Here is a 21,749-nt window from a genome sequence, read left to right as displayed (position 1 = left end):
CGAGTACGAGGCCGAGGCCCAAGCGCTAGCCAAACCCGGCCGCATTTTCGGGCTTTTGTTTGTACACAAATGGAACTAGCCTCTGCTTCCGTTGGGTTCATCCTGGAGGGAGGACGTACGATGCTGGATCGGCGCAGAGTACTCGCGGGCGTTTCGACTGTTGCTCTCGCGAGCCTCGTTTCAAGCAAGCTCTGGGCAGCGACGGCGATCAAGCCCGACGATGCCTCCGCGCTGCTCGTGATCGACGTGCAAAACTGCTTCCTTCCCGGCGGCAGCCTTGCCGTGAAGGAAGGCGAGCAGGTGGTGCCGGTGATCAACAAGATCGCAAAATCGTTCGCCAACATCGTGATGACGCAGGACTGGCACACGCCGGGGCACGTGTCGTTCGCCTCCGTTCATTCCGGCAAGAAGCCGTTCGAGACCATCGACCTGCCCTACGGCAAGCAGGTGCTGTGGCCCGACCATTGCGTGCAGGGCACTGACGGCGCCGCGCTCTCGAAGGACCTGTCGATCCCGCAGGCCGAGCTCATCATCCGCAAGGGCTTTCACAAGGACGTCGACAGCTACTCGGCTTTCCTCGAGGCCGACGGCAAGACATCGACGGGGCTTGCCGCCTACCTGAAGTCGCGCAAGATCAAGCGCGTCTTCGTCGCGGGCCTCGCGACCGATTTTTGCGTCGCCTGGACCGCGCTCGACGCGCGCAAGGCCGGCTTCGAAGTCTATGTGGTGGAGGACGCCTGCCGTGGCATCGACACCCAGGGCTCGCTGGCCAAGGCCTGGGCCGACATGGCCAAGGCGGGCGTGAAGCGGATCCAGTCTGCGGATATCGCGGCGACGGCGTAAGCTATGCGCGATGCTAAACCCTCATCCTGAGGAGACCGCGAAGCGGTCGTCTCGAAGGATGAAGGCCGAGCTGCCGCAGCGGGGGCCTTCATGGTTCGAGAGGGCGCTAGCGCGCCTCCTCACCATGAGGGTCGGGGTCTGTGGGAACGCGGGAAGCGCGGCTCACGCCGCGCCGTTCGACTCGTTGTTGTTAGCGGCGGCAGCGGCTTTCGCACCGCCCTTGGCGACGCCGACGAGGGCCGGGCGCAGCACGCGCTCGCCGATGGTGTAGCCGGCCTGGACCACCTGAACCACGGTGCCCGACGGCACCGACGGATCGGGCACCTCGAACATCGCCTGCTGGAAATTCGGATCGAACTTCTGGCCCGAGGGGTCGAACTTCTTCACGCCGTGCTTTTCCAGCGCGTTGAGCAGCGAGCGCTCGGTGAGCTCCACGCCCTCGATCAGCGCGGTCAGGCCGGGATCGGCATTGGCACGCGCCTCGGCCGGCACCGCATCGAGCGCACGCTGGAGGTTGTCGGCGATATCGAGCACGTCGCGCGCAAAGCCGGTGATGCCGTAGAGCCTGGCGTCGGCGACCTCCTTGGTGGTGCGCTTGCGCAGGTTTTCCATCTCGGCCAGCGTCCGCAGCATGCGGTCGCGCGCCTCAGCCGCTTCCTTCTGCAGGATCTCGACCGAACCGGGCTCCGGGTCGTCGGGCATGATGTAGGGCTTCGACACAACGGGCTCGCCGGTCGGCGCGGTCGTGTCTTCGGGTTGCCGGTCTGGATTGGTCATCGGCTGCCTTCTCGAACTCGTCTCAAGGGATTTTTCTCGCCGGGATATCGTGCTTCGCAGCGCGAAAATCAAGCGCCCGTGATCAGGCGAAAACGGGCGTCAGCCACCCAGAAGGCGGCTGACGATGCGGGCGGCATAGTCCACGGTCGGGATCACACGGGCATAATTCAGCCGCGTCGGCCCGATCACGCCCAAAACGCCGACGATATGACCGGCGGCATCCCGATACGGCGAGATGATCGTCGAGGAGCCTGACAGCGAGAACAGCTTGTTCTCCGAGCCGATGAAGATGCGCACGCCCTCGGCGGTCTCGGCGCGCCCGAGCAGGTCGATCACGCCGCGCTTGGTCTCGAGATCGTCGAACAGCAGCCGCACCCGCTCGAGATCCTCCAGCGCATGCAGGTCTTCAAGCAGATTGGCGTGGCCGCGCACGATGAGCTGGCGGTCCTCGTTCTCCCCGCCCGACCAGCTCGCGATGCCCGCCGCGATCACCTTCTGGGTGAGCTGGTCGAGCTCGGCGCGGGCCTGCCCGAGTGCGGTTTCCAGCTCGAGCCGCGCCTCGGCGAGGGTACGGCCGCGGATACGGGCATTGAGGAAGTTGGAAGCCTCCGTCAGCGCCGAGGAGGGAACCCCGGGCGGCAGCGTCAGCACGCGGTTTTCGACCTGGCCATCCTCGCCGACCAGGATCACCAGCGCCCGCTCGGGTTCCAGACGGACGAACTCGATATGCTTCAGCCGCGCATTGGACTTCGGCGTCAAGACCACGGCCGCGGCGCGGGTGAGGCCCGACAGCCGCGTCAACGCCTCCTCCAGCGCCGCCTCGACTGATTGGGCATGGCCGACGGTGGTGAGCTGGCTCTGGATCGATTGCCGCTCGGCCTCGTTGAGCTCGCCGACCTGCATCAGGGCATCGACGAAGAAGCGCAGGCCGAGTTCCGTCGGCAGCCGGCCGGCGGAGGTATGCGGGGCATAGATCAGGCCGAGCTGTTCCAGGTCGGCCATGACGTTGCGCACCGAGGCCGGCGACAGCGGCAGCGCGATCAGGCGCGAAATATTGCGCGAGCCGACCGGCTCGCCCGTCGCCAGATAACTCTCGACGATTTGACGAAAGATGTCGCGGGAACGCTCGTTGAGCTGGGCGAGGCCCGCGCGCGGCGCGATCAGATGAATCGGATCGTGATGGGCCACAGACGGTAACTCCTCTCAGATGCACATAATTTGTCCATCCGGAAGGCCCCTGACAAGCGCGTCTTTGGCCAGGGTGGGGACGGCGTTTCGCCGCCCCCGGGGGGAAAAGGCCTTGCCGGGCCCCCTTCCCCCTCCTACAAGCACCGCGAACAGCCTTTTCCCTGCGAGTTTTGGAGGATTTCCCATGCGGCCAAGCCGCCGTGCGCCCGACGAATTGCGCCCCGTGACGCTGGAGCGCGGCGTGGTCAAATATGCGGAAGGCTCGTGCCTCGTGAAATTCGGCGACACCCATGTGCTGGTCACCGCCACGCTGGAAGACCGCCTGCCGCCGTGGCTGAAGGGCCAGGGCCGTGGCTGGGTCACCGCCGAATACGGCATGCTGCCGCGTGCGACCTCGGAACGTACCCGCCGCGAGGCCTCCGCCGGCAAGCAGAGCGGCCGTACCGTCGAGATCCAGCGCCTGATCGGCCGCTCGCTTCGCACCATCGTCGATCTCGAAGCGCTCGGCGAACGCCAGATCACGGTCGATTGCGATGTGCTCCAGGCCGACGGCGGCACGCGCACGGCCTCGATCACCGGTGCCTGGGTCGCGCTGGCCGACTGTGTCAACTGGATGAAGACGCGCAACATGGTCAAGGCCAACGTGCTGCGCGACAACGTCGCCGCGATCTCCTGCGGCATCTATAACGGCACCCCAGTGCTCGACCTCGATTATGCCGAGGACTCCGAAGCCGAGACCGACGCCAATTTCGTCATGACGGGCGATGGCCGCATCATCGAGGTGCAGGGAACGGCAGAACGCGAGCCGTTCACGGAAGGCGAGTTCCTGTCGTTGATGGCGCTGGCCCGCAAGGGTGTCGCGCGTCTCGTGGACTTGCAGAAAATGGCGGTGGCGTAGTCAATAGGCCATGCACCGGCGAATCACAGGCAAGCTGATCATCGCGACCCATAATCCCGGCAAGCTGGCCGAGATGCGGGAGCTGCTCGCGCCGCACGGCGTCGAGGCGGTCTCGGCCGGCGAGCTTGGCCTCGACGAGCCCGAAGAGACCGGCAACGACTTTCGCAGCAATGCCGCGATCAAGGCGATCGCCGCTGCCAAGGCAATGAAGCTTCCGGCCTTCGCCGATGATTCCGGCATCGTGGTGGACGCACTCGACGGCGCGCCGGGAATCTACAGCGCGCGCTGGGCGGGCCCCAAAAAGGATTTTGCCGCGGCGATGGCGCAGATCGAGCGCCTGCTAAGGGAGCGCGGCGCCACCACGCCGGACAAGCGCAGGGCGCATTTCGTTTCCGCACTCTGCGTCGCCTGGCCCGATGATCATCTCGACGAGGTCGAGGCGCGCGTCGACGGCACGCTGGTCTGGCCGCCGCGCGGCACCGCCGGCTTTGGCTACGACCCGATGTTTTTGCCCGACGGCCACGCGCGCACCTTTGGCGAGATGGAAAGCATCGAGAAGCACGGCCTGCCGCCATTGGGCCTTGGCCTCTCGCACCGCGCCCGCGCCTTCGTGAAACTTGCGGAGATCTGCCTTGAGCCGCGCTGACAGGGGCGCCTTCGGCGTCTACGTGCACTGGCCGTTCTGCCTGTCGAAATGTCCGTATTGCGACTTCAACAGCCATGTCCGCCACGCCGCGATCGACGAGGAACGCTTTGCCCGCGCCTTCGCCCGCGAGATCGAGACCACCGCCGAGCGCGCGCCCGGCCGTGACGTCACCTCGATCTTCCTCGGCGGCGGCACGCCGTCCCTGATGCAGCCGGCGACCGTCGGCGCCGTGTTAGACGCGATCGGCAAGCACTGGCGCGTCGCTGGCGATGTCGAAGTCACGCTGGAAGCCAACCCGACCAGCGTCGAGGCCACGCGCTTTGCCGGCTATCGCACAGCCGGCGTCAACCGCGTCTCGCTCGGCGTGCAGGCGCTCGATGATGTCTCGCTGAAGATGCTCGGACGCCTCCACAGCGCGCGCGAGGCTCTCGATGCGGTTGCCATCGCACGCCGCTCGTTCGACCGCTACTCGTTCGACCTGATCTACGCCCGCCCGGACCAGACGCCGGCAATGTGGGAGGGTGAGCTTCGCCACGCCATCGATGAAGCCGCCGAGCATTTGTCGCTCTATCAGCTTACCATCGAGGAAGGCACGCCGTTCTTCGGCCTGCACCAGGCCGGCAAGCTGAAGACGCCGGACGAGGCGGTCGCGCGCGCGCTCTATGACGTGACGCAAGAGACCTGCGACAAGCTCGGCCTGCCCGCCTACGAGATTTCCAATCACGCACGTCGCGGCGCCGAGTGCCGGCACAATCTGGTCTACTGGCGGGGCGAGGAATATGCCGGCATCGGTCCCGGCGCGCACGGCCGGCTCGACATCGACGGCATCAGGCACGCGACTGCCACCGAGAAGCGTCCCGAAGCCTGGCTGATGCGGGTCGAGACCAACGGCGACGGCGTCGTCACCGACGAGCTCCTCAACAGCGAGGAGCGCGCCGACGAATTCCTGCTGATGGGGCTGCGGCTCGCCGAAGGCATCGACCCCAAGCGCTACGCCGCGCTCGCCGGCCGGCCGCTCGATCCCCGCCGCATCGCGCTCTTGCGCGAGGAAGGCGCGATCACCGTCGACACGACGGGGCGCCTGCGCGTGACCAGCAGCGGTTTTCCGGTGCTCGATGCGGTAGTGGCGGATCTGGCGGCTTAACGTATCAACCGCATCGGCGTTGCGCTCCCTCCCCCGCTTGCGGGGGAAGGTTGGGGAGAGAGGGTGTCGCCGCGGTGGGAATCCCCAAGAGGAGAGAGCCCTCACCCGGCGCTGCGCGCTGACCTCTCCCGCAAGCGGGAGAGGTGATCCATCACGCCCCAAAGCTCTTTGGCGAGCCTGCGACCGCGACGCCGCCGCCGGTTGTGACCTTCATCACCGCGAGCCCGCGCTCGTTCGTCCCATCCGCACGGAAGCGGAACAGGCCGTCGATGCCGGCGAAGCCGGACGCGTTGGTGAGAACGTCCTGTGAGAAGCGCGTGGTGCCTTGCGTGCGCGCGAGCGCTGCGACGAGCGCCACCGCATCATAGGCGAGCGTCGCCGTGCGCACCGGCTCGGCGCCATATTTCGTGCGGTAGCGGCCGGAGAAGGCGCGAAAGCCCGCCGGGTCCGGCGCGGCGTAGAGACCGCCTTGCAGTGCCTGGCTGGCATAGACGCGCGGATTGTCCCACAGGCCGGTGCCGAGCAACTGGATGTTACGCAGGTTGGCGCCCGCCGCGGTCAGCGCATCGGCCACCGCGACGACGGAATCGCCGTCATCGGCGATGAACAGCGCGTCCGCGCTGCCGAGCGCCTGCGCGACGTTGCGCGCCGGCGTGGCGCGATCGCCGCCGAATTTCTCGAACGCAACCACGCGTCCACCCCGCCGCGGCACGGCGGCCTTGAAGGCTGCCTCCACCACATTGCCATAGGCATTCTCCGGCAGCAGCGCCGCGAAGGAGCGCTTTCCGATGCTGGCGGAATATTCGACGATGCGGTTGACGTCCGACTCGGGCAGGAAGCTCAACAGGAAGACGCCGCGGCCGGCGATGCTGGCATCGGTCGAGAACGCCATCACCGAGATGCCGCGCGTGCGCGCGACCTGCGCGACGGCGGGCACGGATTGGGCGAACAGCGGCCCCAGAATGATCTCCGCACCTTCATCGACCGCCTGCTGCGCGCCGCCTTGCGCGCCCTGCGGCGTGCCGTTGTCGTCCTTGATCAGGAGCTGGACGTTCGGGTTCTGGAATTCGGCGAGCGCCATCTCCGCGGCGTTGCGCATCGACTGCGCAGCAAGCCCGGCATTGCCGGCGGCCGACAGCGGCAGGATCAGGCCGACCTTCACCCCGCCGGTGCCGGCGGTGGTGGCCTGCTGCTGCGGCCCGGCCGGTGCCGGCTGCGAGGAGGAGCTGAAGGGATTGGAGAACTGGCTGAGACTCTGCTGCACGCCGGTGCAGGCCGAGAGCAGCGGCGCGCCCAATAGCAGCCCAAGCGCGCTGCGCCGGGTCGCTCCCGACGAAGCGGGCCCGGAGGTGGGAGACTTGGGGTAACGCGGGCCCGGCATGGCAGCTCTTCGTAACGACCAGCCCATCCAAGGCCCGGTCAGGACTTCACCTCCGCAAGGGAGGACGCGGATTGCAGCATATTGTCGACAAATAGTTAACCAAAACAAAAGGATAATGACCGCTTAACGCGGCCGCCCCTCCATCATGGCAAGCTATCCGCCGATTTTGCCGGGCTGCACCAACGCGGGCTTTTCGCCGCGAATATGGCGCAAGCGCGTCTCTCCCTTTAAGTATCCATTATGCGCGCAAAAGCCGCCCCGATAAATACGCCTGAAGGTGCGGCGGAACCCGCTGCGCGCGGTTTTGCCATTGGCACCCACCACTTTTCAGCCAGCAAGGCGGCGCCGGGCCTCTACCTCGTCGCCACCCCCATCGGCAATCTCGGCGACATCACCTTGCGGGCACTCGAGACGCTCGCCGGCGTCGACATCATTGCCTGCGAGGACACCCGGATCACGCGGCGGTTGACCGAGCGCTACGGCATCTCGGCGCAGCTCAAACCCTATCACGAGCACAATGCGGAGGCGGCGCGGCCAAAGATCCTGGAGGCGCTGTCCCAGGGCGGCTCGATCGCACTGGTCTCCGATGCCGGCACGCCGTTGATCTCCGATCCCGGCTTCAAGCTGGTGCGCGAGGTATCGAGAGCGGGCCACGCGGTCTACGCGCTCCCCGGCCCGTCCTCGGTGCTGGCGGCGCTGTCGGTCGCCGCGCTGCCGACCGACCGCTTCTTCTTCGAAGGCTTCTTGCCCGCCAAATCAACCGCACGCCGCAAGCGCCTCACCGAGCTCGCCCGTATCGATGCGACCCTGGTGCTGTTCGATTCCGGCAATCGCGTGCAGGAGACGCTGGCCGATCTCGCCGAGGTCATGGGCAATCGCGAAGCCGCGATCTGCCGCGAGCTCACGAAGCTGCACGAGGAGATTTCGCGCAGCTCGCTCTGCGAGCTCGCCGGCCGGGCCGACGCGCTGGAGACCCGCGGCGAGTTCGTGCTGGTGATCGGCCCGCCGGCAGCCGATGCGCAGGAGATGACGCCGGATGCGCTCGACGATCTCCTGCGCGAACAGCTCGCGACCAGCAGCGTCAAGGACGCGGTCGCGCATGCGGTCGAGCTCTCCGGCCGGCCGCGTCGCGAGGTCTATGCCCGCGCGCTCGAACTCGCCAAGAATCTGCGCAAGGATTTACGGGGCAACGATGGCGAAGACTGACGGCGCCCGGCCCGCCGAGCCAAAAGTCCCCGCGCCCGAACGCGTCGCCGCGTTCCAGACCGGCATTTCCGCGGAAAGCCGCGCCGCGGCCTTCCTGATCGCCAAGGGCTATCGCATTCTGGCGCGACGCTTCCGCACGCCGCACGGCGAGATCGACATCGTGGCGCGCCGGCGCAATCTGATCGCCTTCGTCGAGGTCAAGGCCCGCGCCAGCCTCGATGAGGCCGCCTTCGCCGTGACGCCGCGCCAGCAGCAGCGCATCATCGACGCCGCTCAGGGGTGGCTCGCCGCGCATCCCGAGCATGCCGAATTTGAATTGCGATTCGACGCCATGCTGATTGCGCCGCGGTCACTTCCACGCCATGTGTTGGCGGCATTCGACGCCTCGACCTGAAAGGCAGCCCATGAAACTGAACGTCGCCGTCCAGATGGACCCCATCGCCCGCATCAACATCCGCGGCGATTCCACTTTCGCGCTGCTTCTGGAGGCGCAGAAGCGCGGCCACGGGCTGTCCTACTATACACCCGACAAGCTGTCGCAGGTCGGCAACGAGCTGGTCGCGCCTGTCCAGCTCCTGACCGTACGCGACGAGCCCGGTGATCACTTCACCCTCGGCGAGCCCAGGCGCGAGGCGCTGAACGGCTTTGACGTGGTGCTGCTGCGCCAGGATCCACCGTTCGATCTCGCCTACATCACTTCGACCCATTTCCTGGAGTGCATCCATCCGAAGACGCTGGTCGTCAACGATCCCGCGAGCGTACGCAACGCGCCGGAAAAGCTGTTCGTGATGAACTTTCCGCAGCTGATGCCGCCGACCCTGATCTCGCGCGATCTCGATGAGATCAACGCCTTCCGCGAGCAGCACGGCGCCGTCGTCATGAAGCCCCTGCACGGCCATGGCGGCGCCGCGGTGTTCCGCGTGATGCCGCAGGACATGAATTTCGGCTCGCTCTACGACATGTTCTCGGTGACCTTCAAGGAGCCCTGGGTGATCCAGCAGTTCATTCCCGAGGTCAAGCACGGCGACAAGCGCATCATCCTGGTCAATGGCGAGTTCGCCGGTGCCGTCAATCGCGTCCCGGCGCCCGACGACCTCCGCTCCAACATGGTGCGCGGCGGCGCGGCGCAGGCAACCGACCTCACCCCGCGCGAACGCGAGATCTGCGAAACGGTCGGGCCGGCACTGCGCGAACGCGGCCTGCTGTTCGTCGGCCTCGACGTGATCAATGACAGGCTCACCGAGATCAACGTGACCTCGCCCACGGGTATCCGCGCGATCTCCCGGCTCGGCGGGCCGGACGTCGCGGCGAAGATCTGGGACGTGATCGAGAAGAAGCGGAGCAAGTAACCTCAAGGTCCGCGGACGCCGCCGCATCGGCGGCTCGACGTCCTCTCCACGTCATTGCGAGCGCAGCGAGCTAACCACGCGTTCACCATGTCGTGTCACGCACAGACATAAAACCCCTTTGCCCGTGCGTGAATCTACGGAGTTCTCGCATTCCGAATAACGCGGCGTTCACCATGCAGCCAAAACTCGCTGCGTGACCGGCGATCAGATTCGGCCTCGCAACACCACTTATACTTTTACTGCCTACTCATCGACGACGAGGGAACCCGCCACGTGCGGTTCGAGTGCCCGCGTAAGTGATGGGGATACCCGGGGATGATGAGTGGGGAGTATCGGAACGCGGTGCGCATTCGGGGGAATGGCGCGCGTTCTTTCGGGATGGGGATCATGCTGATGCTGGGCCTCGCCGCAGCACCGGCGATCGCGGCGGACGCACCGGTCGGCGACCAGACCCCGGTGCAGGCGCCTGATCTCGGCGTGTCACCGGTCGCAACGATCGCTCCGGCCAGGACCCGCTTCCTCGCGCTCGGCGTCGGCAAGTCGGTGGTGATCGACCTGCCGCGCGAGGTGAAGGACGTGCTGGTCGCAGATCCCAAGATCGCCAACGCCGTGATCCGCTCGGCACAGCGCGCCTATATCATCGGCGGCGCGGTCGGGCAGACCAACGTCGTGTTCTTTTCGGCCGACGGCCAGCAGGTTGCCTCCTACGACATCGCGGTGAAGCGCGACCTCAACGGCGTGCGCGCCGCGCTCCGGCAGTCGATGCCGGGCGTCCAGATCGAAGGCGTCGGTGACGGCGTCATGCTGACCGGCTCGGTGTCGAGCCCGGTCGAAGCGCAGCAGGCCGGCGACGTCGCCTCGAAACTTGTCGGCGGCGCCGACAAGGTCGTCAACAACATCGTCGTGCGCGGTCGCGACCAGGTGATGCTGAAGGTCGTGGTCGCCGAGATGCGCCGCGACATCATCAAGCAGATGGGCGTCGACCTCAGCGCCAGCCTGAATGCTGGCACGGCGGTCGTGAGCTTCAACAATTCCAACCCGTTCTCGGTAAGTGGCGGGCCGCTGGTCAGTAACAACGGGCTTGGGCTGGGCGCTCTCTCCAAGGGCTCGGTCACGGTCGCCGCAACCATCCGCGCCATGGAAAGCGCCGGTGTCGTGAAGACGCTGGCCGAGCCGAATCTGACCGCGATCTCGGGCGAATCGGCAACCTTCATCGCAGGCGGCGAATTTCCGATTCCGGGAGGCTATGCCTGCGATCCCGTCACGCACGTCTGCACCACGCAGATCTCCTACAAGAAGTTCGGCATCTCCCTGAACTTCACACCGGTGGTGCTGAGCGAGGGCCGCATCAGCCTGCGTGTGATGACCGAGGTCTCGGAGCTGTCGAATACCAACTCAATCACCGTCTCGCAGAACATCTCCTCGAACTCCACGAGCTCCGTCACGATCCCCTCGATCCAGACCCGCCGCGCCGAGACCACGCTCGAGATTCCGTCGGGCGGCTCGATGGCGATGGCCGGCCTGATCCAGCAACAGACCAAGCAGGCGATCAACGGCCTGCCCGGCTTCGACCAGATCCCGGTGCTTGGCCAGCTGTTCCGCAGCCAGGATTACGTGAACAACGAAACCGAGCTGATGGTGATCGTGACGCCCTATGTCGTGCGCGCGGTCGCGCAGAAGGAACTGTCCCGGCCCAATGACGGATTTGCGCCGCCATCGGATTCGCAATCCGCGCTGCTCGGCCGCATGAACCGTCTCTACGGCATCGCACGCCACATCGATCCCGTCACCGGCTACCAGGGCGATTTCGGCTTCATCATCGACTGAGACGAACGAAGCTTCAACACGAGGGGGATGAAGCGATGACGAGACTACCGGTCGATTGCCGCAACAAGCTACGCCTCGCGGTCGCGCTGATGGGGCTCTCCGTCATGCTCGGTGCATGCAACACCACCGAGGAGGTCGTCACCCAGACGGTGCCGACCGACTATCGCCAGCGCCATCCGATCGCGGTGCAGGAAGGCAAGCGCTCGATCGTGATCTTCGTCGGCCAGGCCCGCGGCGGCCTATCAGAAGCGCAGCGCGCCGACGTCATGGGCATCGCGCGGGACTGGGCGCATGAAGGCACCGGCGCCGTCGTGGTCGACGTGCCCGTCGACACCAAGAACGCCCGCGCTGCGGCTGCGACCTACCACGAAATCCGCTCGGTGCTGGCGGCCGGCGGCGTGCCCGCGCGCGGCATCGTGCAGCGCCCCTATCGCCCCGAGGATGCCGCCCTGCTGCCGACCATCCGGCTGAGCTATTCGAAGATCGCCGCGGTCGCAGGTCCCTGCGGGCTGTGGCCGGAGGATACCGGGCCGTCGATCTTCGACCCCGGCTACAACGAGAACAGGCCGTACTTCAACCTCGGCTGCGCGACGCAGCGCAACCTCGCGGCGATGATCGACAACCCCGCCGATCTCGAGCAGCCGCGCGCCGAAACGCCTGCCTATGCAGAGCGGCGCGCGATCGCGTTCGAAAAGTACCGCAAGGGCATGCCGACCTCGACGACCTATCCCGACGCCGACAAGGCCAAACTCAGCGACACGGGCAAATGACAATGAGCGCCCACTACGAAGACGACGCCGACGATCCGCAGCACCCCGACGTACACATTGCGCCGGTCCCGCGGGTCTCGGTGCAGGCGTTTTGCGAGACCGAGCAGACCTATGACGCGATCACCGCGGCCGGCCAGGACCGCCGGCTTGCGAAGGCGCATCTGACCGTCAAGGAAGGTGGGCTTGCTGCGGCGGTCGAGGCCTACAGCACGATGCCGACGCCGAACGTGATCGTGATCGAATCCGACGGCACGCGCGACATCCTCGAAGGGCTCGACGACCTCGCCGGCGTCTGCGATCCCGGCACCCGCGTGGTCGTGATCGGCAATCCCAGCGACGAGGCGCCCTATCGCGAGCTGGTGCGCCGCGGCGTCAACGACTACGTGATCGGGCCGGTCGAGACCATCGACGTGGTGCGCTCGATCTGCAGCCTGTTCTCGGCCTCGGAAGCCATCATCACCGGCCGCGTCATCGCGGTGGTCGGCGCCAAGGGCGGCGTCGGTGCATCCACGATCGCGCACAACGTCGCCTGGACCATCGCGCGCGATCTGGCGCTCGATTCGGTCGTGATCGATCTCGATCTCGCCTTCGGGACCGCGAGCCTCGACTACAACCAGGATCCGGTGCAGGGCATCGCCAACGCGGTGCTGACGCAGGAGCGCCCCGACACCGCGCTGATGGAGCGCCTGCTCGCCAAATGCACCGAGCGTCTCAGCCTGCTGGCAGCACCCGCCACGCTCGACCGCGTCTATGATTTCGGCGCCGAAGCCTTCGATGCGGTCTTCGACACGCTGCGCATGACCACGCCCTGCATCGTGCTCGACGTGCCCCATCAATGGTCGGGCTGGACGCGCCGCGCGCTGATCAACGCCGACGACATCGTGATCGTGGCCGAGCCTGATCTCGCCAACTTACGCAACACCAAGAACATGCTGAGCGTGCTGAAGGCCGCGCGGCCCAACGATCGGCCGCCGCTCTACTGCCTCAACCAGGTCGGCATGCACAAGCGCGCGGAGATCGAGGTCAAGGCCTTCGCCAAGACCATGGAAAGCCAGCCGGTCGCGGTCATTCCCTTCGATTCGAAGCTGTTCTCGACGGCCGCCAATAACGGCCAGATGATCGCGGAGGTCTCCAAGAGCCACCGCACCGCCGAGACGTTCCAGAACCTCGCCAACCGGCTTGCCGGGCGCGGCGAGGTCAAGAAACCGAGGCAGTCGCTGCTGGCGCCGCTGCTGAAGAAGCTGAAGGGCAAGCCGAAGCGCGAATCCGCGCCGCACCGCAAGGCGTCGTAAGCTCTGACAAGATCAGATCCGTCCGGCGCCTCGATACTCACCTCTCCCTACGGGAGAGGTGATCCGAGTTCGCCGGCTGACACGGTGCACTCATCATGCCCTAGCCTGGCCTGTCGCGGGCGGCAGCTACTTCTCCGCCCTCTGCTGCTTCTTGGTGAGGAGCTGCCTTAGCGCCGTGACCTTGGCCTGGGCCTCGTCCGGCGGCAGATCAGCCTTCACGATGCCCTCGGCCTCGGCCTGGCGGCCCTCCAGTGCGACCACGAGCGCGAGATTGGCCCGCACGCGCGCATCCTGCGGCGCTCGCTCATAGGCGCGGCGCAGCGTTTCCTCCGCCTTGGGCAGATTGTTCTGGAGCACGTAGGACAGGCCGAGATTGGACAGCACCGACGGCTCGTCCGGCACGATCTTCAGGGCGCTGCCGTAATATTGCTGCGCCTCCTCGTTGCGGCCGAGTTGATCGAGCACCGTGCCCTGCGCCGACAGGATGTGCCAGTCGGGATCCTCCGGCGTATGCGCGCGGCTCAGGACATCGAAGGCCTGCTGGAAATTGCCGTTGTCGGCGAGAGCGCGGCCATAAGCCGCAAGCAGCGGCCTGTTGTTGGAGTGGGTGAGCACGGCCTGCTCGAGCACGGCGACGGCCTGCGAGCGCTGGCCGTTCTCGCGCAGCGCCTTGCCGTATTGCAACGCGATCTCGGGATCGCCTGGCGTGGCCCGGTAGCGCTCGCGCAAGGCGTCCATATCAGGCTTGGCCTCACGGGTCGTTTCCGACCTGATGCCGAGCGCGCCGGTGACGTCCTCGAGCCCGGTGGTCTGACAACCGCAAAGCCCGAGCGCGAGAAGCGCGGAGAGCAGCAATCGCGCCGGAGAAGAGACAAGGGACGAACGCAGGGACATGCTCTGATCTACCGTCGGCGACTGATCAGAGATGCTTTCCCGATTAACGCTAAATTCCGGTTAAGGAGCGTCGCCTCGTGCGGTCTTATTGTTTGAGCACGATCTCCGCGCAAACGCGTTCCGCGTTTGTCGCGAGGGAAAACCGCTTCACACTTTGCGCTAACGCGGCCCTTCGGGTCCGGATCAGGCTCTAGTCGATGAATTCGGCGCCGAATTCGCAGCCGATGCGCCAGCGGAGCTGGCACTGGCGAGAATAGTCCGGCGCGAAGATGATGGTGAACTGCGGCGGCACTTCCAGGAACTCCGCCACCACTTTCACACCGCCATCGGAAATATCCGTGATCGTGCAGTCCCTCGGCAGCGACCCCGCGCCAAAATGTATCTTGGCAAGCCGACTGCACACCCGACGTTCGCTTCTCCGGCGATTTGCAAGCATCTCGATTATTCACTTGTTAGATCACGGCCCATCCCGCGCCTCTACAGGTAGCGAACATTCGTTGGGATGTGCTGAGCGGATCGGCTCGCATTCGAGGCTTACTGTCCCCGTCCCGTTTACGCCTCGTTAGGACGTGCCTGGAGGGCGGGATAAATGTTCCCGTCTTGTTCTTGCCAGACAAACGGCCGCCTGCTACCCTCGATTGTGCAAGAGGGGCAGGCTGGTTCGAGCATGGTTCAGCGGGTTTCTACCGTCGCCTTTGAGGGGATCGAGGCCCGTGCGGTCGACGTGCAGGTGCAGGTCGCCCCTGGCCTGCCGGCCTTTGCCATTGTCGGTCTTCCGGACAAGGCGGTTTCGGAGGCGCGCGAACGGGTGCGCTCGGCGCTGATCGCCTCGGGGCTGGCGCTGCCGGCGCGGCGGATCATCGTCAATTTGGCGCCGGCCGATCTGCCGAAGGAAGGCAGCCATTACGACCTGCCGATTGCGCTCGGGCTGATGGCGGCGATCGGTGCCATCCCGCCGGATGCCCTCACCGGCTTCACGGTGCTCGGCGAGCTCGGCCTCGACGGCTCGATCGCGCCAGTCGCCGGCGTGCTGCCGGCCGCGATCGGCGCCAATGCCCGCGAGGAAGGGCTGATCTGTCCGGCGGCCTGCGGCTCGGAAGCGGCCTGGGCGAGCCCGGACATTCAGATCATCGCCGCCAGCTCGCTGATCCAGATCGCCAACCACTTCAAGGGCACGCAGGTGCTGTCGCGGCCTTCGCCGAAGGTGCATGAGGCGGCCGCCTCCCCGCTCGACCTGCGCGACATCAAGGGCCAGGAAAGCGCCAAGCGCGCGCTGGAGATCGCGGCGGCCGGCGGACATCATCTGCTGATGTCGTAGACAATTGTCCGGATCAATCATCCCCGATCAGGGACAATAGACCCGTATTTGTATTCATATATGTCGATTCTTCTGCTGTCCCCTGTTGGGGCGTCTGGTCCCGTGATCGACGGCTGAATAAGTTGCCGTTCTCTTGCTGACGAACTTCCCGCTCCCGTTGCACCTCAGAATATGAGGCTGCCAACCATGTCATGCGTTCGAGCAGAACCGGATCAAGCGCGTAGTAACGGGTCTTGCCGCCGGTCTGCGTCTTCTCCGAACGCGCGACTTTAAGTCGCAGGCCGATACGATCCAGAAACCGGTTGAGCTGGCGAACCGGGTTCTCCTCGAGATCCTGCCGCATTGGTTCGGAGAAGATCTCCTCAATGGCAGTCCGATTTTCTGCACAAACGCGTGCGAACTCGGTGAGGCTGGCGGCCGTGACAGAGTGATGGGAATTGAACCCTGCGGGCTTGGTTAGGCCAGCTACTCGCATCAGGACTCCGATCATTCGAGCCGGGCTGGTGATCTGCACGCGGCCCCTAGACAGCTGAAGCGGTTCGGCCAGTACATTGAGGAGATCGGGGAAGTCGTCCGTCACCCAAAGCGCGGTGATCTCCGCCATGGTCCGGACGCGCTCGATGAGCCTGTCGTCGAGATTCATCTCTACCAGCTCCTCATCGAGCGGCACGCCAATTGTGCTCTCGAAAATATACTTTTCGTATGCTGCCCTGTCCCCGGGAGAGAGGGTGGCGCCATTGCTCACCCGCAGATCCAGATCGATGTAATCGGCCTCCGTGAGCTTAGCGGCCTTGAGCAGCATCTCGGCCCGCTCGTCTCGTCGCTGACTGCGAGCTTGGTCGTAAGGGCTCGCCTTTACTCGGCCCTCGACCCGCTCGATCACCCATCCATTCGCCTCTCTGAGCTTGCAAAACAGCTCGACGAGGCGGTTCTTGGATGCGCGCTCAAGGGCGGTGACGTGCGCACAAATCAGAAGCAGGGGATCATTGGGGTCGTAGTCGACCATACCGTCGGGGCGCCGTCCTCTCACCGCGCGGTTGACGGCATAGGCGCGCGCGAGATCATCCTTGATCACCTCGACGTTGCAAGTGAAGTTAAATGTAGCCCGATCAATCCAGACGTCGACAGCCCCGGGATTGCGAACCCGGCAAAGCTGTTGGTCGATGTCGGTGTGCGTGTTGACCAAGGGATAGAAGAACCCGAAGACACGGTCGACCTTGCACTCGCCGTTCGGGAACGTGATGTCGATGCCAGTGCCCAGTGATGGCGACGCGAGCACGACTTGCACCTTCAAGAACTCGGTCCTGATATTCTTGACGAACCTCACGACAGCTTCGTCCTGCGAGTTGTCACCAGTCACTACCCGCAATACGACTTCCTCGCCACACTCATTCCGGATCATGCGCTCGGCGTTCAGGATGAACTCCTTTGCGTTGCTCGCGACGAAGCACCGTTCACCTCGGCGCACTGCCGCAATCAGCTCCATCTCCAGCAGCTTGCGGTCCCGGTGGAGGCGCATCTGTCTGTTTTCGCCCGATACGATCGGCGCGTTACAAATGATCCGGCAGTTTCCCTCCCAATCGCGTGGTCGCAGCGTCCGCATTGCGTGAGTGGTCAAGAGGCCCATGTCAGCGTCAAGAGCGACCACGGCCTTAGCATGCGTGATCTCATACGCGAGCGCATCAAAGCATTGTTCCACCCCGGCGCGCTGCTTGATCGTCTCGCTTAGGAGGTGCTTTAGCACCTGTTCGACCTCATCGATGATGACGAAATCGAATGGACCCTTTCGGCGCCATGCCGGTTGTCCATTCCTCGCGTTGAACGACTCATTGAATTTCGGAAGACTATCTAGGCACACTGCCAAGGTAAGAACACCCTTGGGATCTTCTCGATCAACATCGATGTAACAGCGCAAGCCAAGTTTGGCAGCCGCTTCAATGATGAGCGTTCGTCGGTGTCCGATCAGGAGAATTGATTTTGGCCGATCGTTTCGTCTGATTCCTGGGAGCTGTCTCGCCAAGATCTGCCGCATTATCGAGACTAGCGCTTCCGTCTTCCCAGATCCCTTCGGGCTCTTAACGAGAGTGACCCCCGGCGAATACGTGATCGCAGGCAAGAACTTCTGCTGGGACCGAACGAACTTCGGCTTCGGCGGAAAAAATCGCTCAAACCCGATCGCGTCTTCCTGACTGTACTGCTCGCAGGCGCGCCTAGCTTCGAAAAGCTTGTCGAACGCGTCGAAGTCATATGAGTCGCGTTGATCGTCCGGCCAAAACGTAACCTTGCAGGCGGAGCAATAGATTCCTACGCTGCCGCGCCGCGACCTCAAGACAAACGCACTCGGATTCGTATCCGCGTGATAGGGGCAATGCACGCTGGCAGCAAGTTCAAGTTCATCCACTCGGCAGCTTTCGCCGGTGGCCAGTTTCACCAACTCGCCGGGTCCCATGCGTCGGGCCGAATCGACCGGCCATCGACTGTCCACCGGACCTGCCTTTTGTGCACGCGCATCCCTACCCCTTGCAATCAGGTCCGCTACGACCTGAGCCGGCATCGACCTCGAAATTCGGACGAAGATGGCTCGACTATTCCCGAAAAACATGCGCGCTCCGTCGGAAACTGACCTGTCGGAGCCAAGCACAACAGCTAGCCCAAGCTGCGCATCCGCCCAATCCTTCGCACTCTGGACAACCTCATCTAAGACGAAGATGATCCGGAAGCGATGTCTCTGTGGGGTGTGCGATGCTGTCGTATGGATCAGGCCGGCATGGCGACGCACCACTGTGTGAGCCCTGGCCTCATCGAGGGTGATGCCCTCGTCAACGTCAGCGGCCAAGAAGCCGGCCCGAGCGAAAGAGATCGCCTTACGGCGACCGTCCTTGTACTGGGGCGCAATGGCGTGGCCACGCGAGACATGATCGGCCAGATCGTCGAGCGTTGCCTCAATCGATTGCCAGTTCTTTCCGAAATCGATGGGCGCGGACCGATTTGGCTTGTCTATAATCCCCGTGTTGACGCCGATAGAGCAAGTGAAGCCGGAATCTCGCACGATGCGGGTCCTGATTGGGATAAGACGGGCGATAGCGCGCCGCCCGTGGGCGGCAGCGCGACAACGCGAAAGTTAGGGCGGAGGAGCCTAAGTGGGGCGCAGACCGATATCCAAGCTGGAGGGTCCGACATCGGATTCGTCGATTGACCCATCGCTCGGGTGAGGTTCCTCCGTTTTCACCACGCCGATCTTGGAGCGGCATTCAAGAACCAGCGTGGCGTCGAGCTCCTCGCGAAGCCGATCCAGCGTCTTAGAGACGCACGCCATTTCTGCACGCACCTCGGCCGAGGATCGAGAGTGGAACAGGACTGGTCCGAGAATTTGCTTGCGCAGCCTCCTGTGTGTCTCGAGCACACGCATGATCAGGATGACGACGAGCCCGACGACAGTCGCATTCTCACGTTGCATTTCCATGATGGACAGGTCCAGAAGGTCGTCGATGACGTCGCGGATTTCCTGATCCGCTGTTTGGACGCCGAACAACTGCCCCTTCTTGTCCTCATAGTAAGTGGCGAGCACCAGGTCGTTGAGCGTAAACCTGTGATCGGGCTTCATTGTGGGATCTGAGTCGAGCGCTTTCAGCCGAGCCTCATCGGCCTCGATCCAGACGTATCGTTGGCTGGGCGGATCGCCCTCCTTGTTGCTGTTCAGGGTGTCCGCTCTGCCCGTCCTGTTCCAATTCACGACGTTCACAAATTGCCTCCTATCGCTGTGTGAGCACAAACGTCCGCGCGCACCGATCATCCAGCTTGCAAGCTGCAGCGGGCACGGCGTCGCCGGACGGGTCTCTTTTGACAGGGCTGACAACAGAGGGATATTGCGAAGCGTGGTGACCAATTGAATCAATCGGCCTCCACATGTCGCAATGGTTATAAGCTCGAAGTCCCGGCTATTTTCTGTGGCGGATCTTTTCCTTGATCCGATCGGTCAATCCGAGCCGCGAGATTATGAACTGGAGGTTTTGGGGCGTTTGTTCATAACGCAGTTCGCTCTTTAAACGCTTACAAACTTCAGCAATGCTGATGGTTGGGGGATGATGTCGACCAACAGTTACGCTGTCTCTCTCAAGCTTCTTGATCTTTTCCGGTGTCCATATCCTTGACGCGCCGACGGGTCGATCTGTGTGGATCATGATCAGATCATGCAACAGCTGCCACCAATGAAAGGGATCATTCACGTTAAGCTTTGCGTCGCGAAACGTCCTAAGCAGCACTTGATCATCTTCGTCTCCGTCCTCGATGAGGGTGACAACTAGGTCAAAGGCGCTTCCGGGATCGTCTCGATTGATTTCGCGCGCTAGGCTGCGCCGTGCCATGTTCTTACGAGCGAGGCCACGAATCTGATCCTTCCACAGCTTCTGATAGTTTTTCGACACGCGCTGCGATCCCTTCAGTCACGGTAGCTTCAGTTCAATATCTCGGATTGCACAATTTGGCTTCACGAAGGTCTAGGTGAGACACGTCATGTTTCTGGGGATAGGCGACACGATCGACAATCAAACGGTTTGCGCGACATTTGGGGTCGCGAACATGGGCGGCATCCGTGTCAATTCCAGACGCAACCTCATCGTGCTCGTGTCCAACAATACGGACACGACTTACCGCAATGAGTGGATCGACGGCGACCTCCATTTCGTCGGCATGGGAGCCGTCGGACCACAGAGGCTTGATCGCCAGAACCGGACGCTGGCCAACTCGCGGGCAGCTGGGGCTACACTGTACCTGTTCGAGGTCTTCGAGACATCCCGGTACGTCTACGCTGGCGAGGTGGAGGTGATCGATGACCCGTATTTGACGGAGAGGCCGGACGCTCAGGGCAGGCTTCGTCTGGCCTGGGTGTTCAAGTTGCGGAAGAAGCGCGCAACCAACGGACCCGAGCCGAATGGGTCGTCCGTACCGAACCATCTACCTTTCGAGGCTTACGCCGTGATCGGATCAAACCTGACCGAAGAACAACGGCGGATGGTGAATGATGCATTGGATCGGTTGAGGGAAGCTGGCATCAGCGTATTCGATCGGCGAGACGTCGAGCGCAATCGATACGATAAACGGCTTTGCGAATGGCAGGAGGCTGTGCTCGATCACGTTCGCGCGTACGTCAGGGATCTGGTCGAGATCAGGAAGAAAATCGCCAAATCGGGCAACCGAGCCTTTGGCCTGATTGATGACGAACTGAAGATCAACTCGGGGAGCACCGAGCAGGAGCTGCGTGCCGCGCTAAAGCTACTCGATCGAGACGATCCGATTTCGGCCGAGCACGTGTTTGAGGAAGCCCGTCGCGCAGTGCCGTTCCCCGACCCGCCGAGTGGGATACTGGATGCTGACCGTGAACAGGATGACTTACCTGAAATCCCGAAGTCTCGGCCTGCTGTCGCCTGTCGATTTCGAGATTTCAAGTGATTCAGATTGTACCTCACCCTCACTCCGTTCGGGTGAACGCCCTTCGGGTTGTTCGGGAGATCTAGTAACCTGAATCTCGCATCTGCCCTTATGTTGCGGTTATGGTTGAGGCAAACGCTTTGCCGCACTGGCAAAGCGTCCCTCCCGCTGCGTCTAACGGCGTCGGAAACGTCGGACCAGAGGAGCCATGGTCTCGGCCGGGACGGGTAGTGCGGTTCGCCCCCTTGCGCCTCTGCTTGTCTACGCAGCGTCTCGGCACGGCCGATCCGACGACAGTGCCACCCTCGACGGTCTAAAGCTTCTCCGTCTCTCGCGGGCTTAGATTAGCGACCTTGCCCGCTTCGGTCGTTCATTCCCAGGAGCGTACCGGACCGACTGGTCCGACGCTCCGACCGGTGTCTCGGCCCACCGGGATTTTCCGCGAGTACCCCTGCAACGGAGGTCACGGTTTGGTCATTCACGCCGAGATGTCGAATTACTTATTGGTTGGAGCGCTCCTGGAGAGGCTTCGATGGTCTGAATTGCGCTCATCGCCGGTCGATAAATCGGATTACGGGTAGCTCAAATCACGAGCGCGACCGTGGCCGGTTCGGACGTCACGCTTAGTAACTCGCCGGCTCTCCTTCAGGGGGATCCTAAATCGGCTACCCCCGGGGGCAGGTGCTGCCAAGTCCATCTATACCACATCGACCCGCGCCGACCTGAGTATTAAGACTTCCATCAATATGCCTGTTGCGCTCGCGGGGTTGCTCACCGGTCGCTTGGTAA

The 21,749-nt window shown here is 63.7% G+C and carries 19 protein-coding genes and 1 pseudogene; 12 read left to right on the top strand and 8 right to left on the bottom strand.

Going from position 1 to position 21,749, the window contains the following annotated elements; all coding sequences use genetic code 11:
• The first annotated feature begins 120 nt into the window (after positions 1–120).
• Positions 121–843, top strand: a complete 723-nt coding sequence (pncA, locus tag NLN62_RS17970) for a bifunctional nicotinamidase/pyrazinamidase (RefSeq protein ID WP_027525145.1) — start codon at positions 121–123, stop codon at positions 841–843.
• Positions 844–1,005: 162 nt separating this feature from the next.
• On the opposite strand, the gene grpE is transcribed toward pncA, so the two are convergent.
• Positions 1,006–1,620: a nucleotide exchange factor GrpE gene (gene grpE, locus NLN62_RS17965; protein ID WP_254109708.1), complete on the bottom strand. Its 615-nt coding sequence runs from the start codon at positions 1,618–1,620 to the stop codon at positions 1,006–1,008.
• A gap of 99 nt (positions 1,621–1,719) precedes the next feature.
• Complete coding sequence (gene hrcA, locus NLN62_RS17960; protein WP_027525143.1) at positions 1,720–2,808, bottom strand: heat-inducible transcriptional repressor HrcA; 1,089 nt, start codon at positions 2,806–2,808, stop codon at positions 1,720–1,722.
• Positions 2,809–2,992: 184 nt separating this feature from the next.
• Here hrcA and rph point away from each other — a divergent pair, with 184 nt between their 5' ends.
• The 3 genes from rph to hemW are packed head-to-tail and all read left to right on the top strand — an operon-like array spanning position 2,993 to position 5,496.
• A complete protein-coding gene (gene rph, locus NLN62_RS17955; protein WP_027525142.1) occupies positions 2,993–3,706 on the top strand; it encodes a ribonuclease PH in 714 nt (237 codons plus the stop codon).
• Between the two features lie 10 nt (positions 3,707–3,716).
• The gene (gene rdgB / locus NLN62_RS17950) at positions 3,717–4,352 is read left to right on the top strand and encodes an RdgB/HAM1 family non-canonical purine NTP pyrophosphatase (protein ID WP_027525141.1); all 636 of its coding nucleotides are present in this window, start codon (positions 3,717–3,719) and stop codon (positions 4,350–4,352) included.
• Positions 4,339–5,496, top strand: a complete 1,158-nt coding sequence (gene hemW / locus NLN62_RS17945; protein ID WP_027525140.1) for a radical SAM family heme chaperone HemW — start codon at positions 4,339–4,341, stop codon at positions 5,494–5,496. Before rdgB ends, hemW begins: the two co-directional genes overlap by 14 nt.
• Before the next feature lie 151 nt (positions 5,497–5,647).
• Here hemW and NLN62_RS17940 read toward each other — a convergent pair whose 3' ends face one another.
• On the bottom strand, positions 5,648–6,877 hold the full coding sequence (locus NLN62_RS17940; protein WP_027525139.1) for a penicillin-binding protein activator: 1,230 nt from the start codon (positions 6,875–6,877) through the stop codon (positions 5,648–5,650).
• Between the two features lie 240 nt (positions 6,878–7,117).
• On the opposite strand from NLN62_RS17940, the gene rsmI reads away from it, so the two are divergent.
• The 6 genes from rsmI (at position 7,118) to NLN62_RS17910 (ending at position 13,321) form a co-directional block, all read left to right on the top strand.
• Positions 7,118–8,083: a 16S rRNA (cytidine(1402)-2'-O)-methyltransferase gene (rsmI, locus tag NLN62_RS17935; RefSeq protein ID WP_254109706.1), complete on the top strand. Its 966-nt coding sequence runs from the start codon at positions 7,118–7,120 to the stop codon at positions 8,081–8,083.
• Positions 8,070–8,477 (top strand): YraN family protein, encoded by a 408-nt coding sequence (locus NLN62_RS17930; protein ID WP_027525137.1) that lies wholly within the window; start codon positions 8,070–8,072, stop codon positions 8,475–8,477. The genes rsmI and NLN62_RS17930 overlap by 14 nt, the downstream gene beginning before the upstream one ends.
• 10 nt (positions 8,478–8,487) lie before the next feature.
• On the top strand, positions 8,488–9,432 hold the full coding sequence (gene gshB / locus NLN62_RS17925) for a glutathione synthase (protein WP_027525136.1): 945 nt from the start codon (positions 8,488–8,490) through the stop codon (positions 9,430–9,432).
• Positions 9,433–9,819: 387 nt separating this feature from the next.
• Positions 9,820–11,259: a type II and III secretion system protein family protein gene (locus NLN62_RS17920; RefSeq protein WP_371932996.1), complete on the top strand. Its 1,440-nt coding sequence runs from the start codon at positions 9,820–9,822 to the stop codon at positions 11,257–11,259.
• Between the two features lie 35 nt (positions 11,260–11,294).
• Entirely contained in the window at positions 11,295–12,029 is a 735-nt protein-coding gene (locus NLN62_RS17915; RefSeq protein WP_027525134.1) for a CpaD family pilus assembly protein, read from the top strand.
• 2 nt (positions 12,030–12,031) lie between these two features.
• Positions 12,032–13,321, top strand: a complete 1,290-nt coding sequence (locus NLN62_RS17910) for an AAA family ATPase (protein ID WP_254109702.1) — start codon at positions 12,032–12,034, stop codon at positions 13,319–13,321.
• A gap of 126 nt (positions 13,322–13,447) precedes the next feature.
• On the opposite strand, the gene NLN62_RS17905 is transcribed toward NLN62_RS17910, so the two are convergent.
• Together NLN62_RS17905 and NLN62_RS17900 are read right to left on the bottom strand one after the other, a co-directional pair.
• Positions 13,448–14,215, bottom strand: a complete 768-nt coding sequence (locus NLN62_RS17905; RefSeq protein ID WP_027525132.1) for a tetratricopeptide repeat protein — start codon at positions 14,213–14,215, stop codon at positions 13,448–13,450.
• Positions 14,216–14,405: 190 nt separating this feature from the next.
• Positions 14,406–14,651: a PilZ domain-containing protein gene (locus tag NLN62_RS17900; protein WP_027525131.1), complete on the bottom strand. Its 246-nt coding sequence runs from the start codon at positions 14,649–14,651 to the stop codon at positions 14,406–14,408.
• A gap of 231 nt (positions 14,652–14,882) precedes the next feature.
• Between NLN62_RS17900 and NLN62_RS17895 the strand changes: the two are divergent.
• Positions 14,883–15,527: pseudogene (locus tag NLN62_RS17895) on the top strand (magnesium chelatase domain-containing protein); the annotation flags it as partial.
• Positions 15,528–15,546: 19 nt separating this feature from the next.
• Here NLN62_RS17895 and NLN62_RS17890 read toward each other — a convergent pair.
• The 3 genes from NLN62_RS17890 to NLN62_RS17880 form a co-directional block, all read right to left on the bottom strand.
• Positions 15,547–18,582, bottom strand: a complete 3,036-nt coding sequence (locus NLN62_RS17890) for a plasmid replication protein, CyRepA1 family (protein ID WP_254109700.1) — start codon at positions 18,580–18,582, stop codon at positions 15,547–15,549.
• An 87-nt stretch (positions 18,583–18,669) separates the two neighbouring features.
• Positions 18,670–19,428, bottom strand: coding sequence for a hypothetical protein (locus tag NLN62_RS17885; protein WP_254109698.1), 759 nt, complete (start codon positions 19,426–19,428; stop codon positions 18,670–18,672).
• A 43-nt stretch (positions 19,429–19,471) separates the two neighbouring features.
• Positions 19,472–19,957, bottom strand: coding sequence for a hypothetical protein (locus NLN62_RS17880; RefSeq protein WP_254109696.1), 486 nt, complete (start codon positions 19,955–19,957; stop codon positions 19,472–19,474).
• 88 nt (positions 19,958–20,045) lie between these two features.
• On the opposite strand from NLN62_RS17880, the gene NLN62_RS17875 reads away from it, so the two are divergent.
• On the top strand, positions 20,046–20,981 hold the full coding sequence (locus tag NLN62_RS17875) for a hypothetical protein (RefSeq protein ID WP_254109695.1): 936 nt from the start codon (positions 20,046–20,048) through the stop codon (positions 20,979–20,981).
• Positions 20,982–21,749: the final 768 nt, after the last annotated feature.

Origin of the sequence: Bradyrhizobium sp. CCGUVB23, from assembly GCF_024199885.1 — a bacterium.
Taxonomy (GTDB): Bacteria; Pseudomonadota; Alphaproteobacteria; order Rhizobiales; family Xanthobacteraceae; genus Bradyrhizobium.
Note: the sequence above shows the minus strand (reverse complement) of the source record. Positions and strands in the feature narration are given on the sequence as shown.

Bases quoted from the DNA above. Each gene is read 5' to 3' on its own strand.
- NLN62_RS17920 (WP_371932996.1), top strand. From the start codon at position 9,820: ATGCTGATGCTGGGCCTCGCCGCAGCACCGGCGATCGCGGCGGACGCA.
- NLN62_RS17900 (WP_027525131.1), bottom strand. From the start codon at position 14,651: ATGCTTGCAAATCGCCGGAGAAGCGAACGTCGGGTGTGCAGTCGGCTT.
- NLN62_RS17905 (WP_027525132.1), bottom strand. From the start codon at position 14,215: ATGTCCCTGCGTTCGTCCCTTGTCTCTTCTCCGGCGCGATTGCTGCTC.
- NLN62_RS17915 (WP_027525134.1), top strand. From the start codon at position 11,295: ATGACGAGACTACCGGTCGATTGCCGCAACAAGCTACGCCTCGCGGTC.
- NLN62_RS17930 (WP_027525137.1), top strand. From the start codon at position 8,070: ATGGCGAAGACTGACGGCGCCCGGCCCGCCGAGCCAAAAGTCCCCGCG.
- grpE (WP_254109708.1), bottom strand. From the start codon at position 1,620: ATGACCAATCCAGACCGGCAACCCGAAGACACGACCGCGCCGACCGGC.
- rsmI (WP_254109706.1), top strand. From the start codon at position 7,118: ATGCGCGCAAAAGCCGCCCCGATAAATACGCCTGAAGGTGCGGCGGAA.
- NLN62_RS17875 (WP_254109695.1), top strand. From the start codon at position 20,046: ATGTTTCTGGGGATAGGCGACACGATCGACAATCAAACGGTTTGCGCG.
- NLN62_RS17940 (WP_027525139.1), bottom strand. From the start codon at position 6,877: ATGCCGGGCCCGCGTTACCCCAAGTCTCCCACCTCCGGGCCCGCTTCG.
- gshB (WP_027525136.1), top strand. From the start codon at position 8,488: ATGAAACTGAACGTCGCCGTCCAGATGGACCCCATCGCCCGCATCAAC.
- pncA (WP_027525145.1), top strand. From the start codon at position 121: ATGCTGGATCGGCGCAGAGTACTCGCGGGCGTTTCGACTGTTGCTCTC.
- NLN62_RS17910 (WP_254109702.1), top strand. From the start codon at position 12,032: ATGAGCGCCCACTACGAAGACGACGCCGACGATCCGCAGCACCCCGAC.
- rph (WP_027525142.1), top strand. From the start codon at position 2,993: ATGCGGCCAAGCCGCCGTGCGCCCGACGAATTGCGCCCCGTGACGCTG.
- rdgB (WP_027525141.1), top strand. From the start codon at position 3,717: ATGCACCGGCGAATCACAGGCAAGCTGATCATCGCGACCCATAATCCC.